This window comes from Chengkuizengella sp. SCS-71B, assembly GCF_040100845.1.
In the GTDB taxonomy this organism is placed as follows: Bacteria; Bacillota; Bacilli; order Paenibacillales; family KCTC-33759; genus Chengkuizengella.
Genome location: NZ_JAZHSH010000001.1, coordinates 137,267 through 152,943, shown reverse-complemented (window position 1 = coordinate 152,943; position 15,677 = coordinate 137,267). Strand labels below are relative to the sequence as shown.

Annotated in this window: 19 protein-coding genes; 2 read left to right on the top strand and 17 right to left on the bottom strand. The window is 31.8% G+C overall.

What is annotated here, in order from left to right; all coding sequences use genetic code 11:
• Position 1: 1 nt before the first annotated feature.
• From VQL36_RS00785 to rpsF, 4 genes are all read right to left on the bottom strand, one after another.
• Positions 2 to 892, bottom strand: coding sequence for a DUF2232 domain-containing protein (locus tag VQL36_RS00785; protein ID WP_349247479.1), 891 nt, complete (start codon positions 890 to 892; stop codon positions 2 to 4).
• A gap of 150 nt (positions 893 to 1,042) precedes the next feature.
• The gene (gene rpsR / locus VQL36_RS00780) at positions 1,043 to 1,360 is read right to left on the bottom strand and encodes a 30S ribosomal protein S18 (protein ID WP_349247478.1); all 318 of its coding nucleotides are present in this window, start codon (positions 1,358 to 1,360) and stop codon (positions 1,043 to 1,045) included.
• A gap of 36 nt (positions 1,361 to 1,396) precedes the next feature.
• Positions 1,397 to 1,849, bottom strand: a complete 453-nt coding sequence (gene ssb / locus VQL36_RS00775) for a single-stranded DNA-binding protein (RefSeq protein ID WP_349251089.1) — start codon at positions 1,847 to 1,849, stop codon at positions 1,397 to 1,399.
• A 30-nt stretch (positions 1,850 to 1,879) separates the two neighbouring features.
• Complete coding sequence (gene rpsF / locus VQL36_RS00770; RefSeq protein WP_349247477.1) at positions 1,880 to 2,167, bottom strand: 30S ribosomal protein S6; 288 nt, start codon at positions 2,165 to 2,167, stop codon at positions 1,880 to 1,882.
• A 284-nt stretch (positions 2,168 to 2,451) separates the two neighbouring features.
• On the opposite strand from rpsF, the gene VQL36_RS00765 reads away from it, so the two are divergent.
• On the top strand, positions 2,452 to 2,640 hold the full coding sequence (locus VQL36_RS00765; protein ID WP_349247476.1) for a YjzC family protein: 189 nt from the start codon (positions 2,452 to 2,454) through the stop codon (positions 2,638 to 2,640).
• Between the two features lie 407 nt (positions 2,641 to 3,047).
• Here the strand turns inward: VQL36_RS00765 and VQL36_RS00760 are convergent, their stop codons facing one another.
• Positions 3,048 to 3,245 carry a DUF951 domain-containing protein gene (locus tag VQL36_RS00760; protein WP_349247475.1) on the bottom strand — a complete coding sequence of 66 codons (198 nt, stop codon included), beginning with the start codon at positions 3,243 to 3,245 and terminating at the stop codon, positions 3,048 to 3,050.
• Positions 3,246 to 3,274: 29 nt separating this feature from the next.
• A complete protein-coding gene (locus tag VQL36_RS00755; RefSeq protein ID WP_349251088.1) occupies positions 3,275 to 3,511 on the bottom strand; it encodes a DUF3343 domain-containing protein in 237 nt (78 codons plus the stop codon).
• Between the two features lie 140 nt (positions 3,512 to 3,651).
• Here VQL36_RS00755 and yyaC point away from each other — a divergent pair, with 140 nt between their 5' ends.
• Positions 3,652 to 4,248, top strand: a complete 597-nt coding sequence (gene yyaC / locus VQL36_RS00750) for a spore protease YyaC (protein WP_349247474.1) — start codon at positions 3,652 to 3,654, stop codon at positions 4,246 to 4,248.
• Between the two features lie 17 nt (positions 4,249 to 4,265).
• On the opposite strand, the gene VQL36_RS00745 is transcribed toward yyaC, so the two are convergent.
• From VQL36_RS00745 to rpmH, 11 genes are all read right to left on the bottom strand, one after another.
• Positions 4,266 to 5,417, bottom strand: a complete 1,152-nt coding sequence (locus VQL36_RS00745; RefSeq protein WP_349247473.1) for an aminotransferase class V-fold PLP-dependent enzyme — start codon at positions 5,415 to 5,417, stop codon at positions 4,266 to 4,268.
• Between the two features lie 214 nt (positions 5,418 to 5,631).
• Positions 5,632 to 6,465, bottom strand: coding sequence for a ParB/RepB/Spo0J family partition protein (locus VQL36_RS00740; RefSeq protein ID WP_349247472.1), 834 nt, complete (start codon positions 6,463 to 6,465; stop codon positions 5,632 to 5,634).
• Positions 6,458 to 7,219: an AAA family ATPase gene (locus VQL36_RS00735; protein ID WP_349247471.1), complete on the bottom strand. Its 762-nt coding sequence runs from the start codon at positions 7,217 to 7,219 to the stop codon at positions 6,458 to 6,460. The genes VQL36_RS00740 and VQL36_RS00735 overlap by 8 nt, the downstream gene beginning before the upstream one ends.
• A gap of 402 nt (positions 7,220 to 7,621) precedes the next feature.
• Positions 7,622 to 8,440 carry a nucleoid occlusion protein gene (gene noc, locus VQL36_RS00730; RefSeq protein ID WP_349247470.1) on the bottom strand — a complete coding sequence of 273 codons (819 nt, stop codon included), beginning with the start codon at positions 8,438 to 8,440 and terminating at the stop codon, positions 7,622 to 7,624.
• A gap of 361 nt (positions 8,441 to 8,801) precedes the next feature.
• The gene (gene rsmG / locus VQL36_RS00725) at positions 8,802 to 9,515 is read right to left on the bottom strand and encodes a 16S rRNA (guanine(527)-N(7))-methyltransferase RsmG (protein ID WP_349247469.1); all 714 of its coding nucleotides are present in this window, start codon (positions 9,513 to 9,515) and stop codon (positions 8,802 to 8,804) included.
• A gap of 1 nt (position 9,516) precedes the next feature.
• Positions 9,517 to 11,412: a tRNA uridine-5-carboxymethylaminomethyl(34) synthesis enzyme MnmG gene (mnmG, locus tag VQL36_RS00720; protein ID WP_349247468.1), complete on the bottom strand. Its 1,896-nt coding sequence runs from the start codon at positions 11,410 to 11,412 to the stop codon at positions 9,517 to 9,519.
• 40 nt (positions 11,413 to 11,452) lie between these two features.
• Positions 11,453 to 12,826: a tRNA uridine-5-carboxymethylaminomethyl(34) synthesis GTPase MnmE gene (gene mnmE, locus VQL36_RS00715; protein WP_349247467.1), complete on the bottom strand. Its 1,374-nt coding sequence runs from the start codon at positions 12,824 to 12,826 to the stop codon at positions 11,453 to 11,455.
• Between the two features lie 226 nt (positions 12,827 to 13,052).
• The gene (gene jag / locus VQL36_RS00710) at positions 13,053 to 13,673 is read right to left on the bottom strand and encodes an RNA-binding cell elongation regulator Jag/EloR (RefSeq protein WP_349247466.1); all 621 of its coding nucleotides are present in this window, start codon (positions 13,671 to 13,673) and stop codon (positions 13,053 to 13,055) included.
• Positions 13,670 to 14,419, bottom strand: a complete 750-nt coding sequence (yidC, locus tag VQL36_RS00705; RefSeq protein ID WP_349247465.1) for a membrane protein insertase YidC — start codon at positions 14,417 to 14,419, stop codon at positions 13,670 to 13,672. The genes jag and yidC overlap by 4 nt, the downstream gene beginning before the upstream one ends.
• Positions 14,420 to 14,581: 162 nt before the next feature.
• The gene (rnpA, locus tag VQL36_RS00700) at positions 14,582 to 14,935 is read right to left on the bottom strand and encodes a ribonuclease P protein component (protein ID WP_349247464.1); all 354 of its coding nucleotides are present in this window, start codon (positions 14,933 to 14,935) and stop codon (positions 14,582 to 14,584) included.
• A gap of 170 nt (positions 14,936 to 15,105) precedes the next feature.
• Entirely contained in the window at positions 15,106 to 15,240 is a 135-nt protein-coding gene (gene rpmH / locus VQL36_RS00695; protein ID WP_160645993.1) for a 50S ribosomal protein L34, read from the bottom strand.
• Between the last annotated feature and the right edge of the window lie 437 nt (positions 15,241 to 15,677).

The following is a 15,677-nucleotide window of genomic DNA, read 5'->3' as shown; positions in this document are numbered from 1 at the left end:
ATCACGAGATAAATCCTTTGCGAATATCAAAAGCAATATCTAACATTCCAAGAAAACTATATACTAAGGGCAAAAATGGAAATAAAATAACCCCAATGATTGGAAGAAACCTCCATTTTTTTATGTCTGCAACATAAAATAAAAATGAAATCGCCTGTATAGAAAAAATAAATGTTAATAATGGAATTAAGTTTACAGTAATTAACATAGTATATGAACCTTCTTCTGGATTCATAAATAATTGTAAAAACAATGCCCCTAAATAATACCAAATTAATGATTTAGGCAATTTCCAATCCTTTATCGGTTTCATCTTAGGAATCTGAATATCCATTTTTTCAAGTATTACACGACTTAACCAATGGGAAACAACTACAATAAATAAGGAACTCATAATGAGATAAAATGGTAGCATATATTTGAGCATCATCAATGTTTGTTCCGTAGCTACTTGGTTTAACTCTGGATATTGACTCATAACTTCATTTACTAGTTCTTCCATAGCAGTTGAAATATTTAGTTCCATTAAAGAACCGGCAAATAAAGCTGAAACAAATAATACCAACATCGTGATAATACCTATGAGAAGTGTCACAGATGCAGATTCTTTTTTATAAAAAGTACTCATGATAATAGATGGTATTAACGTAAACAAAGATAATAGTACAATACCAATTGATAAAGATGGAAATATAAAACTACAAATAAGAATACTAATAATATATTGTATCACAAGAGTCTTTCGGTTTAAGGTAACAGCTAAAATAAGGGCTGGAACTAACATAATACTAAAAGTTATAATACTTAGCGGAGTAAATAAAGATAATAAGATTAATATGTAGGCTATACTCCAGAGAAAAGATTTCCAGCTATATTTTATCAATGTTTTCACCTCATGTTTTTATGTTATTTCTAGTCAGATATAAGCACTACCATAGTTTATCATAAGGGTTATCTTATTATATCATAAATATGAGATATGCTTGTTTACCTAAGAAAAAAAAGACAATAAGGATCGCCCTCAATGTCTTTTTTATTAATACTATTCCGTTGTATATGGTAACAATGCAATTTGACGAGCACGTTTAATCGCAATTGTTAGTTCACGTTGATACTTTGCAGAAGTACCAGTTACTCGACGAGGTAATATTTTGCCTCTTTCGCTGATAAATTTCTTTAGCGTATCTATATCTTTATAATCAATGTGTTTGATTTTATTTACTGTGAAATAACAAACTTTACGGCGCTTGCCTCTTCCACCTCTACGACCTCCGCCGCCAAACTTACGCTCTCTGCGTTCTGGACGATCAGGACGTTCAGATCTTTGTTCAGTACGTTCTTCAGTTTTATTTTCGCTCATTTGAGTTTTCATCTCCTTCCAAGGTATGTTTAAATATTAAAATGGTAAGTCATCATCTGATATATCGATGGGTTTACTATCATCTGAAAAAGGATCTTGATTCATTGGTTTTCTTGTAGGTTCAACTGGCATACCAGGATCTTGGTTATGCTGATCATCGCGTTGTGAATTTGCGGATTCCAGAAATCTAACATTATCTGCAACAATTTCAGTGACATATACACGTCTTCCTTCATTGTTTTCATAATTTCGAACCTGAATTCTTCCTTCAACTGCTGTTAACCGGCCTTTACGCAAATAATTTGCACAAGTTTCAGCTAACTTCCTCCAAGTTACAATATTGATAAAGTCAGCTTCTCTTTGACCTTGACCATTTGTAAAAGGACGATCTACTGCTAAAGTAAATTGAGTTACCGCAACACCTGATGGTGTATAGCGAAGTTCAGGATCCTTTGTTAATCTACCTATTAGAATAGAACGATTCATCAGCTCAACCCCCTCTCAGATTTCAAACACATCTTACGCAACATCATTAACGACCAAATGACGGATGATTTCATCCGAAATTCTCATCACGCGATCAAGTTCATCAACAACTGCTGATTCAGTTGTAAAATTAACAAGAACATAGACCCCATCACGGAATTTATCGATCTCATACGCCAGACGACGTTTTCCCATCACATCATGTTTCGTGATTTCTCCGCCACCATTATTAATGATACCTTGGAACTTTTCTACTGTTGCATCTACCGCTTCCTGTTCAATGTCAGGACGGATAATGTACATTAATTCATATTTGCGCATGTTTATTTCACCTCCTCTTGGACTAACGGCCCCTTTAAAAAGGAGCAAGGAGCGAGACTAGCTTATTTACTCGCACTTAGAATAATATATCAAAAATTTGTTTTTAATTCAACATATTTTAATTTCTTATTCTTAATTTCTTTTTTATTAATTATATGTATTCATCATGTATGAGTTGTAATCAATTAGTAAGTGTAGATTGATTTGGATAAATCAGTTATTAATATATTTATAAATGTTAGGGAAATTTATAATTGATCTTCAAAAAAATGGAGGGATTACAATTGGGAGAAAAAACAGAATTTGAACCTGGTGACAAGGTTCCTAACGATGGAAAATACATTGAGATTGGTGAAAAGTCCTTTCATATGGGAATCACAGATCCTAAAGTCGTTAATTTAAAAAAGGGAGATCATTTCCCGCAAAATGAAAATCATAATCGCAAGTGGAGCCGTGCACCAAAAAATGAATAATTTCTCACTAAAAAACCGATCTTTATTTCATCGGTTTTTTAGTTCACTTATGAATGCTGTAAATATCCTACTATATATCCTACAAGGACGCCACATGTATAAGCAATAATGTGTATTGTATTAAATTTTTGCTTCCCATTATTTTTCTCATCGTTAGTGTTCATAATTTAAATCTCCCTCAAAGTCTGAACTATACTTTAACTTATTCAGCTTTACACTTTTGAGTGAGAAATTTCATAGTGAACTCGTTTAAGCTTTGCTTAAACATCGAGAAATCAGATGGAGACTTTACTCCACCTGATTTGAAGATCCCACCTATAGAGGTGGGAGTCTGTACGCAAAATATTTTTGGATAAAGAGCTCTCTTAGGAGTCATACTGGTTATATTCATATTCCTTATGTGAAGTTCACTCTTCTTTTGACCTTATTACTTTTTTCATTCTTTTTACAAACTTACTTCTTGGCATGAGAACACTATGTTGACATCCTAAACATTTAATTCTAATATCCATCCCCATTCTTATAATTTGCATTTCATTTGTTCCACATGGATGTTGTTTTTTCATTTGTACTATATCACCCATCTGAAATTGATTATTCTCCATCTAATTTCACACCTCTCACATTTTTCATTCTAAAGCACTTTTTCATATTGATGATCTTTCTTTTCAAATATCCCCTTTATATCAACTTTTTCTGAAAGAATGATATTTTTAATCTGTTGTAAATCTTCTTTATTAAACTCTATTGATAGAGCACATCCTGCTGTGATTTCTTTTGGTGTCGGACAAGTATCAATCTCTATATCTGCATACTCCAAAAGCATCTCAGCTCGTAATGCTTGTTGTGTTGAATCAAAAGCAATCAACATTTCCATTTCATAACAACCTCATTTTTTTAATTGAAAGTAGTATAAATCATAGATTACATTCGTATACTAGTAAAGTAATTTCTTCTTCGATGATTTCCTTGACGGTTAAATAGATAATTATATTTTATAGGAGGACTATTATGAAATTAGGCATTAGAAGCACTAAATCAATCCCAAAATCATATAAAGTATCATATAAGGACCCAAATCATAAAAAGCAGCTAACAAATGGTGTATTTCAATTGTTGTCAACTGAAGTTTCAGATCGTAAAATCATTGTATTGTGTATTGGTTCGGACCGTTCTACTGGAGATTCTTTAGGACCGCTTGTAGGATATCATCTTAGCCATTTTAAAGATTGCACATTCGATATATTTGGAACTTTAGAAGAGCCTGTACATGCTGTAAATTTAAATGATAAGTTAGCTGAAATCAATAAGAATTATCACAATCCTTTTATCATCGCTGTAGATGCCTGTCTTGGAAAACTCACAAGTGTTGGACATATCCAAGTTGGTAGTGGTCCATTAAAACCTGGAGCAGGTGTAAATAAAAGTTTACCCTCTGTAGGCAATATTCATGTAACTGGTATTGTTAATGTCAGTGGTTTTATGGAATATTTTGTTTTACAAAATACTCGCTTAAATTTAGTTGTAGAGATGTCTAAAATTATTGCCGATTCAATTCATTGTTCCACCCAATATTTAAAGCACAAGTCTTTTAATCGTACAATTTAATCAGTATCTCTTAGTTATTAATTTTTTTGCGATATTTCTTTCACTGCCTTTAATATAAAATCAATTTCTTCGTCCGTTGTAAAATATCCAACACTAGCTCTTATTGCACCGTCCTCAAGAGTTCCTACAGTTTCATGTGCTAATGGTGAACAATGAAAACCGGATCGAACTGCAATATTATAATTTTTATCTAAGATAAATGCCACGTTGGAAGCTTCCATTCCTTCTATATTAAAAGAAGTAATTCCTGTTTTATTATCCCCTAACCTTGGTCCTAATATTTTTACTTTTGGAATTTTTAAAAAACCTTCCATTAATCTTTGTGTAAGATTCCATTCTTTTGCATGGATCTTCTCTACACTCTCATTTAATACAAAACTCACTCCTTCTTTTAATCCAGCTATCCCTGGTGTGTTCTGTGTACCTGATTCATAACGATCAGGTCTAACAGTTGGTTGTTCTATTTTTTCTGATTGGCTCCCTGTTCCACCATGGATTAACGGTTCAATTTCAATGCTTGAATGAATATAGATCCCACCTGTCCCTTGTGGCCCTAATAAACCTTTGTGACCTGGAAAAGCCAATATATCTATTCCCATTTTTTCAACATCTATTGGAATAAGTCCAGCAGTTTGGGCTGCATCTACTAATGTGATTACTCCTTTTTTCCTTGCTATGTTATTTATTTGTTCAATAGGTAATATACTCCCTAGAAGATTAGAACTATGATTACAAATCATTAGTTTTGTATTTGATTGAATTGAATTTTCTACATCCTTTAGTTCAATTTGTCCTAGGGCATTTGTTTTTAAATATGTGATTTCTAAATTTAGTTTCTTTTTTAAATATTCCAGCGGTCGCCTTACAGAGTTATGTTCTACGCTTGTACAAATGACGTGTTCATTTTCATTTAACAATCCTTTAATCGCCATATTTAAGGCTTCTGTTGTATTTAGACAAAATGAAATATGATTTGGGTCTTGTATGCCAAACAATTTCGCCAATTGTTTCCTTGTTTGAAACAATACTCTACTTGCCTGTACTGCCATTTGATGACTACCTCTACCTGGATTTGCGGCAAAATTCACAACTGCTTCATTCATTGCCTCAACAACTTTTGTTGGTTTAGGCCAAGATGATGCTGCATTATCAAAGTATCGTAATCGCATCATATCTCTCCTTTTTTATTTTATTTTTATCCATCATAATATAATTATTAATATTATTCACTTTTCATTTTTTTATTTAATCCTATTTTAAATTAGTTATTCTCAGAGTATAAAAAAACATACCTAAAATCAATCATTTTAGACCGATCATTCCTTAGGTCTTTCATCGAATTGAAATGGTATGTTTATCATATTCACATATATGAACCATATTTTACAACAAATCTAACAATCTTTGTAAATCATCTTTTGAATAATAAGAAAGTTCAATAATCCCCTTATCATTTTGATTATTTTTAATTTTTACTGATGTTTTATATTTTTCTCTAAGTTGACCCTCTAGTTGAGTAATAAATGGATTGTTAGTTTTTGTTTTTTTCTTCTTGCTTTTTGTTTCTTGTGTGTTTTGTATCGCTTTTTCTAATTCCCTAACACTCCACTCATTTTTGATTGTTAAATTTGTCATCTCTTTTTTCAAGTCGTTATCTTTCAATCCAACTATCGCTCTTGCATGTCCCATGGATAATGTTCCACGTGAAACATATTGTTTTATTTCATTCGGTAATTGTAATAAACGTAAAAAATTAGCTATATGAGATCTTGATTTCCCAACTTTAACTGATAATTCTTCTTGTGTAATTTCAAACTGGTCCATCAATGATTGATACGCAACAGCAACTTCCATCGGATTTAAATCTTCACGCTGCAAGTTTTCAATCAATGCAATTTCCGTTACCTGTTGATCTGTAAATGAGCGAACTACAGCAGGAATCGTTTTTAATCCACATTTTTTTGAAGCTCGCCATCTTCTCTCCCCTGCAATAATTTCATACCCTCTTAAGACTTGTCGTACAATAATGGGTTGAATTACACCATGTTCTTTGATGGATAATGCTAGTTCATCAATTTTATCCTCTAAAAAATTTTTGCGAGGTTGATATGGATTAGGACGTAAATTGGACAAACCAATCTCAATCACTTTATCATCTTCTTTTAATTCTAGCGCTGGAATTAAAGCATCTAGACCTCTACCTAAACGCTTAGTCAATTGAAATCACTTCCTTAGCAAGTTCCAAATATACTTCTGCTCCTTTTGATTTTGCGTCATATGTAATGATAGGCTTACCATGACTTGGTGCTTCACTTAATCTAACATTTCTTGGGATAATTGTCTTATATACCTTTTCTTGAAAATACTTTTTCACTTCTTCAATTACTTGAATGCCAAGATTTGTTCTTGCATCTAACATTGTTAACAATACACCTTCAATTTGCAAGTTTGTATTCAAATGTTTCTGTACCAAACGTACTGTGTTTAATAACTGACTTAAACCTTCTAGTGCGTAATACTCGCATTGAATTGGTATAATTACAGAATCAGCAGCTGTTAATGAATTAACTGTTAAAATACCAAGTGAAGGTGGGCAGTCAATTAATACATAATCATAAAGATGCTTCACAAGTTGAATAGATTTTTTTAACCTAATTTCTCTAGAAATGGTAGGTACTAATTCAATTTCTGCACCTGCTAATTGAATAGTTGCAGGTATGATATCTAGATTTTCTATCTCAGACTTGCAAATTGCATCTTTAGGATGAGCATCATTAATAATCACATCATAAATACAGTGAACTACATCTGCTTTGTTGATTCCAACACCACTTGTTGTATTTCCTTGGGGATCAATATCTACCAATAATACCTTTTTACCTAAGGTGGCTAAAGAGGCTCCTAAATTTATAGAGGTTGTTGTTTTTCCAACCCCACCTTTTTGATTTGTAATTGCAATTATTTTAGACAATACTCTTTCACCTCATAAAATAATTTAAAACTATATAAAAATAAACACAATAAATTATATAAAACTCAATATTAAGTGCTCTAAAGACCATTCAAAGTAAAATGGCTGCATTTAATTCATATTCTCATTCCCTTATTCATAAAAAAGCATCTTTAAAAGTAATTTTACGATTAACAATAAAGTTCTGAGTTGAATTTCTAATAGATTGAAATCTATTACATTATAACATGATTAATTGTTGAAGAAATGGTTCTGATAGAATAATTAAAACATTTAAGTATATTTTTAGAAATAGGCGATAAAAATAAAACTTCCACCCTTATTATAACATGGAAGTTTTATCTATTCTGTACTCATAAATAAATCATTATTTTACATATCTTCTTGATTTTATATTAATATTCAATTTTTTTTAGGTATTTTAAAAGATATTTCATAATAATCATCATAATCTTTTTCATCTTTTGTAATCTTTAATCCTGAATCAACAACCATGTCAAATGACTGGCGTATTGTATTTACTGCCAAACGAATGTCTTTTGAAAAAGAGACTCTCTTAGATTTTTTTGTTTTAGAAATTTCCTTGTATAGATTAACCCTAGCTTCAGTTTGTTTTACATTTAAATCTTTATTAATTATTTCATCTAATAGTTTAATTTGTAGCTCATCGCTGTCCAATGAAAGCAAAGCTCTTGCATGTCTCTCAGTAATGGACCTAGTTAACAAAGCAGATTTTACAGGTTCTGATAAGTTTAGCAATCGAAGTTTATTAGCTATCGTAGATTGACTTTTTCCGATTCTTTGAGCTAAACTTTCTTGTGTCAGTTGGTGTATTTCAATTAGTTTCTGATAAGCAATAGCTTCTTCTATAGAAGTTAGTCCTTCACGTTGTAAATTTTCAATTAATGCAATTGAAGCAGCTTGAGAATCATTATACTCTTTAATAATTGCTGGAATCGTTTCTAAGTTTAATTTTTTAACAGCTCTAAATCTTCTCTCACCTGCAATAATTTCAAATTTATTATCCCTTACTCGTACAACGATAGGTTGAATAACACCATGCGTTTTAATCGTCTGACATAATTCATCAATTTTGTCATCATCAAAAACTTCCCTAGGTTGATATGGACTAGGAACAATCTCTTCTATTGAAATTGCTTTAACCTCAGCACCATTATTTCGATCTGAAAATCCAAGTAACTTTGTAAACTGATCTTTCATTGTTTAATTACCACCTATCTCTCCTACTAGCTGTGACCACACTTTTGTTTAAATCATACTCCTCAATGGAAATTATAAATGTTAGGGTTAACTATTTAATCAACAAAAATAACCTTATGAAATTTATTCCGTAAGATGATTGTTTATTAAAAACTGCTTAAATCGCATATTGTGTAAGTTACTACTATTTAGGATATTATATGTAAGAAAATATTTATTAATATTACTTCTCCATTCATTTCAATATTCCTGCAAATATATCAAATCTATCACCTTTAAATATGAAAACAAATTAAAATAGTTGATATAATCTTCAAGAATGTTCCACGTGGAACATCCTATCTTTAGCCTCTTAATCAATTTAAATCAATGGTTTTTTGATTGGTATTCCAGGACTCCTAGGATATTTTTTTGGAGTTAAACCTGATTTATGAATAAATATAAAATTTCGATCAGAATGATCTGGTAACTGGAAATTAACTACCTTTTGTAACGATCCCTTTAATTGCTTTAAACTATTATTTGCCTCATTTATCTCTACAGAAGTATTAGGTCCTTTCATTGCAACAAAACTTCCTCCTTCTTTCACAAATGGAAGGCAATATTCGTTTAAAACATTTAACTTAGCTACAGCTCTAGCAGTCACTAGATCAAAATGATCTCTAAGATTTTGATTGCGTCCAAGTTCTTCAGCTCTACCGTGGATACATTTCACATCATTTAATTGTAATTCCGAAGTGAGGTGATTCAGAAAACCTATTCTTTTATTTAATGAATCTATAATTGATATTTTTAAATGAGGAAACATGATTTTTAACGGAATACTAGGAAATCCAGCACCAGATCCTATATCTGCTAAAGTATTGATTTGCGACATAGATACATAAAAAGATAAGGATATAGAATCATAAAAATGTTTTATATAAACCTGTTCCTTATCTGTAATTGCAGTTAAATTCATACGCTCATTCCATTCCACCAATGTGAGAAAATATTTTTCAAATAAATCCCACTGTTCAGAAGAAATGCTCATATTATTATTTTTTAACAATACAGAAAATTGTTTTAAATTCATATTATCCTCTTCTCGCTGCTACAACTTTATTATAATGCTCTAAATAAACTAATAAAATAGAAATATCAGCAGGTGTTACTCCAGAAATTCTTGAAGCTTGCCCAATAGAAATAGGTCTAATATCAGAAAGCTTTTGCCTCGCTTCTATAGCTATCCCCTGAACATCATCATAATCGATATCAGAAGGTATTTTCTTCTTCTCCATTTTTCTTAACCGCTCTACCTGAATAAGTTGTTTATCAATATAGCCCGCATACTTGATTTGTATTTCTACCTGTTCCTTTTCTTCTTCAGTTAATTCAATTTCAGAAGGTGAAAATAATTCAATATGCTGATATAAAATTTCTGGTCTTCGTAATAACGATGCTGCATCCACTGAATTATTTAAAATTGTGGAATTTATTTCTTCCAATTTTTTCTGTACTAAAGAGGTAGGTTTGATTTTTGTCGATTTTAGTCGAATAATTTCATTTTCTATTTTTTTGCTTTTTTCCACAAATTTAGAATATCTTGCTTCCGGTATTAATCCAACTTCGTAGCCAGTAGGGGTCAAACGTAAATCAGCATTATCATGTCTTAACAATAAACGATATTCTGCACGTGAAGTTAATAAACGATAAGGTTCATTTGTTCCTTTCGTTACTAAATCATCGATTAGAACCCCAATATAACCTTGAGAGCGCTGAATAATAACAGGTTCCTCGCCTTTTGCTTTTCTAGCCGCATTAATCCCAGCCATAATTCCCTGTCCTGCTGCTTCTTCATATCCAGAAGTTCCGTTAATTTGACCCGCTGTATATAAATTAGAAATTCTTTTAGTTTCTAAAGTAGGCCACAGCTGAGTAGGAACAATAGCGTCATACTCGATTGCATATCCAGTTCGCATCATCTGAACATTTTCTAAACCAGGAATGGACTGTAATATTTTTAACTGCACATCCTCAGGCATACTAGTTGATAATCCCTGTACGTAATACTCAGTGGTGTACCTGCCTTCAGGCTCTAAAAATATTTGGTGTTTAGGTTTATCGCTGAAACGCACAATTTTATCTTCTATAGATGGACAATATCTCGGCCCTGTTCCTTCTATTACTCCAGAATACATAGGAGCACGAGATAAATTTTGGTTTATGGTTTCATGTGTCTCCCTCGATGTATAGGTTAACCAACAAGGTAATTGTTCTTTGTTTATACCTTTAGTTGTTTCAAAAGAAAAATGTTTAGGATTTACATCCCCTGGCTGCTCTTCAGTTTTGGAAAAATCAATCGTATCTTTATGAACTCTAGGTGGTGTGCCTGTTTTAAATCGAACTAATTCAAAACCTAATGATTTTAAACAATCAGAAAGCTTAATAGAAGGCTGTTGATTGTTGGGGCCACTTTCATAGATAACCTCACCCATGATGACTTTACCACGCAAATAAGTACCTGTAGTAAGAACAACCGTTTTACTTCTGAATTCGGCTCCTGTTTTCGTAACAACACCAACGCAAACTCCATTTTCAACAATTAATTCCTCTACCATTCCCTGTTGCAATGTTAGGTTATCTTGTTTTTCTATCGTTTCTTTTAAAGCATTCTGATAAAAAAACTTGTCTGCTTGGGCTCGCAAAGCATGGACAGCAGGTCCTTTTCCAGTGTTCAACATCCTTAACTGGATATAAGTTTTATCAATATTTCTACCCATCTCTCCACCTAAAGCATCAATTTCTCTAACAACATGCCCCTTTGCTGGTCCCCCAATAGAAGGATTACATGGCATAAATGCAACCATATCCAAGTTAATCGTGATTAATAATGTCTGACATCCCATTCTAGCAGCAGCTAATGCTGCTTCACATCCAGCATGACCAGCTCCGATAACAATAACATCATAATCACCAGCTTGATACCCCATTATTAAACCCTCCTATCATTTTATATTTATCCATTTATATTTATTTACCCAGGCAAAATTGGGAAAAAATTTGATCAATTAAAGATTCACTCACTGAATCTCCAATCACTTCACCTAAATCTTCCCAAGCATTTCTAATATCAATTTGAAGCATGTCAATTGGAATCTCACCTGATCCTCTTAATGCTTCCTCTAATGATCTCTTTGCTTTATTTAAAAGATGAATGTGTCTTACATTACTTACATAAGAAGAATCTGTAGACTCAATTTTTCCATCAAAAAACATGTTAGCAATGACATTCTCTAAATCGGATTGCCCTTGTTCATTTTTAATAGACATTTTAACAATCTGTTCTTTAGAAAATTGATTCGTCAACTGCTTTAATTCAATTTTGTTAGGTAAATCTGTTTTATTTAAAACGACTATAACCTGCTTATTTTCAACCTCATGAAATAACTTCAATTCATCATCATGTATAGGTTCATTTTGATTGATTACAAATAAGACTAATTCCGCTTCTTTTAACGATTCTTTAGATCTTTCAACCCCAATTTTTTCAACAATATCACTAGTCTCTCGCAAACCCGCCGTATCTAATAATTTTAATGGAACTCCACCAACTGTAACATATTCTTCAATCACATCTCTTGTCGTTCCAGGAATATCGGTAACAATGGCTTTATTTTCTCTTGCTAATAAATTTAATAAAGAAGATTTGCCCACATTGGGTCTGCCAATAATAGCTGTTACAATTCCCTCTCTCAAAATTTTTCCCTGATTTGCATTTTTTAATAATTCATCAATAGTTGAAATTGCTTGTTCACATTTATCTGTAATATAAGCGTAAGTAAGATCCTCAACATCATGTTCAGGATAATCAATATTCACTTCAATATGAGCCATTAATTCAATAAGTAAGTTTCTTAAATTCACAATTTTATCTGATAATGAACCTTCTACTTGTTTCATGGCAACAGAATAAGCACGATCTGACTTAGAGCGAATGAGATCAATCACTGCCTCGGCTTGTGTTAAATCAATTCGACCGTTTAAAAAAGCCCTTTTAGTAAACTCTCCAGGTTCTGCTAAGCGAGCTCCATTTAGCAACAATAACTCCAATGTTTTTTTAACTGCTATTAAACCGCCATGACAACTAATTTCAACGATATTTTCTTTTGTAAAAGATCTTGGGGCTAACATCACAGTTAATAAAACCTCATCCACTTTTAACCCTGTTTCAGATTCTTTTATGAAGCCATACTGCACAGTATGAGTTTTCATATCGGAACATTTCTGTTTTGCATAAAAAATGGTATCCGCTATGGAAACGGCTTCGGGACCACTAATACGGATCATTGCAATTCCACCTTCACCAAGCGGTGTTGAAATGGCCGCAATTGTATCGGAAATCATGAACACACCTCTTTATCCCGTAATATTACCTTTTATCAATTTATCATTCATATATTCACTTGCAAACTTTAAAATTATATTATCTTCTTCAATTCAAACTCAATTAAAATGGTACAATTAAATATTTGAATTACTTGCTCAAATGGTAAAAAAGCAATGGCTCATTACATGAAATAATAAACCATTGCAGAAAATATATATCCATAATTTAATCAAAGAAAATTTCTCATTTTAAAGTAACTACCACATACCTATTAGGTTCTTTTCCTTCACTTTTAGTATTTATTTTAGGATGTTCCTGCAAATACGTATGGATAATTTTACGATCCTGTGGTGGCATTGGCTCAAGAGAAACATCTCTTTTATACCTAATCACTCGGTCAGCAATTTTACCAGCCAATTGCTCAAGTGTATTCTTCCTTTTTTCGCGAAAGTTTTCTGCATCAAGTAAAACTCTATGGTATGAATTAGAATATCGATTGGCTACAATATTAATTAAATACTGTAATGAATCCAATGTTTGCCCTCTTCTACCAATTAAAATACCGACTTCTGATCCAGTAAGATTAATAAATTTTCCTTCATCTTGCTTTTGCCCAATTTCAACGCTGACATCTAACTTCATCTTGTCCACAATATCTTTTAAAAATTCAAAGGCTTCATCAACGACATCAGAAATATACTCTAACTCAACCTTTGCATCCTTAGAACCGATTAAACCCAAAAATCCTTTTGTAGGTTCCTCAAGAATATGTACCTTAACTTTGTCTTCTGTTGTATTCAATTGCGCTAAACCAGATTGAACAGCATCTTCAATCGTTTTACCAGTTACAGAAATTTTTTTCACTTAGAAAGACCTCCCTCTTTTGGAGCCTTACTTTTTTTGTTTCCGTATATAAAATAAGATTGAATAATTGTAAATATATTACCATACACCCAGTATAAAGGTAAGGCGGATGGGAATGTTAATGCCATTACAAATATTAATACAGGGAAGATCATCATAATCCCTTGCATACCTGCCATTTGGTTACTCATTTGAGCCGACATCATCTTACTTTGAAGATATGTTGTTATTGCAGCTAATATAGGTAAAATATATGGGTCTCTTTCACCTAATTGCAACCATAAAAATGTACTGTTACTAATTAAATCATTTCTCATGATTGCATTATATAAAGCGATTAGAATAGGCATTTGCACAATAAGTGGTAAACAACCTGCCAATGGATTTATCCCATGTTTTTGGAACAATCTCATGGTTTCTTCCTGCTGCTTTTTCGGATCTGTTTTATATTTTTCTTTTAATTTTTTTATTTCAGGTTGTATTTCTTGCATTTGTTTGGAACTGCGAATCTGTTTTAAAGTAAGTGGCAAAATCAAAAATCTTATAATAATCGTTACGATAAGAATAGATATACCATAGTTACTATAAGGTAGATCTGCAAACCAATCTAAAGTAAATGAAAGAGGGTAAACAAAATACTTATCCCAAAACCCGTTACTAGGATTAATGGGGTCCTCCATACTACATCCAGCTAGCAAAACTGTTAAAGATAACAATACAAGAAGTAATGGCAAACGACGTGACAAAATTAAATTCCTCCTAACCTACTACCCACATCTTAATAAGTTTCAATATAAACTATATCATAGTTTAATAAACAAATAAACAAGACCAATTCACTTGGTAGCTTCAGCTATTTTAAATATAGTAATTAGATCTAGAAAGGATTATATATGAGAATCTTCCTTCTAATTTCCTCTAGCTTTTTTCTTTAATAAAGATGATTTACGTAAGACATGTAAGATACTTTTTTCCATTTGATAATAATCCATATGAATTGCGGGTTTTCGAACAATAATAATGAAATCATGCCGAGAGTCTACTTTATCTGCATGATGCCTTACAATTTCTTTAATCATTCTGCGCATACGATTTCTAACTACGGCATTTCCTATTTTTTTACTTACGGAAATACCTAATCGAAAATGATGAATTGAATTTTGTTTATAATAAACCACAAACTGGTGATTCGCGGTAGATTTCCCATAACGATATATGAAATTAAAATCTTCCTTCTTTTTTAGACGAAATTTATTTTCCATATTTAACGCTCCATATATCATCATTTCATGTAGAAATGTAATCTAAATGTTAATATTTTTCACACTTCAATCCATATTTAAACCAAAAAAGAAAAAGACCACAGTAAGTGGTCATCTCAATACTTTACTCAATCCTATTTCATTTATCATAGTGATAAGTAAAGTTCATTTTACGCACTTAAAATTTTTCTACCCTTTCTACGACGAGCAGTTAAAACTTTGCGTCCATTTTTTGAATTCATTCTTTTACGGAATCCATGCACTTTTTTACGCTTTCTTGTGTTTGGTTGAAAAGTTGGTTTCATTTATCGCACCCCCTTAAGGAATTGCATTTCGCATAATAATCCTTATACATTAAATCATTTTGTTTTCAAAAAGTCAACTTTAACATTTTTTGTTTTCTTTTACTTTACTTATTTTATTAACATGTGGGCAAAGTAAAGAAATAATTCTTTATGAAAACCTCATCTGATCAAATATTTCTTTATGTGGATATAAAAAAGCAACTTTTGAAAATTGTCGATTCATCAACAATATAAGAACATTTTGTCGCTATGTAAATAAAAAAATATGCACAGGATGTGCACTTGTGGATAATATTCAGAAATTGATTGAAATATAAAGATTTATTTGCTATGATGAAAATGCTCTATCTTGTGGATATGTCCTAAAAACCATACCATTTATCAACATTCTGTGGATATAGTTGTGAACAACTTATATATTTGTGAATATTTTATCC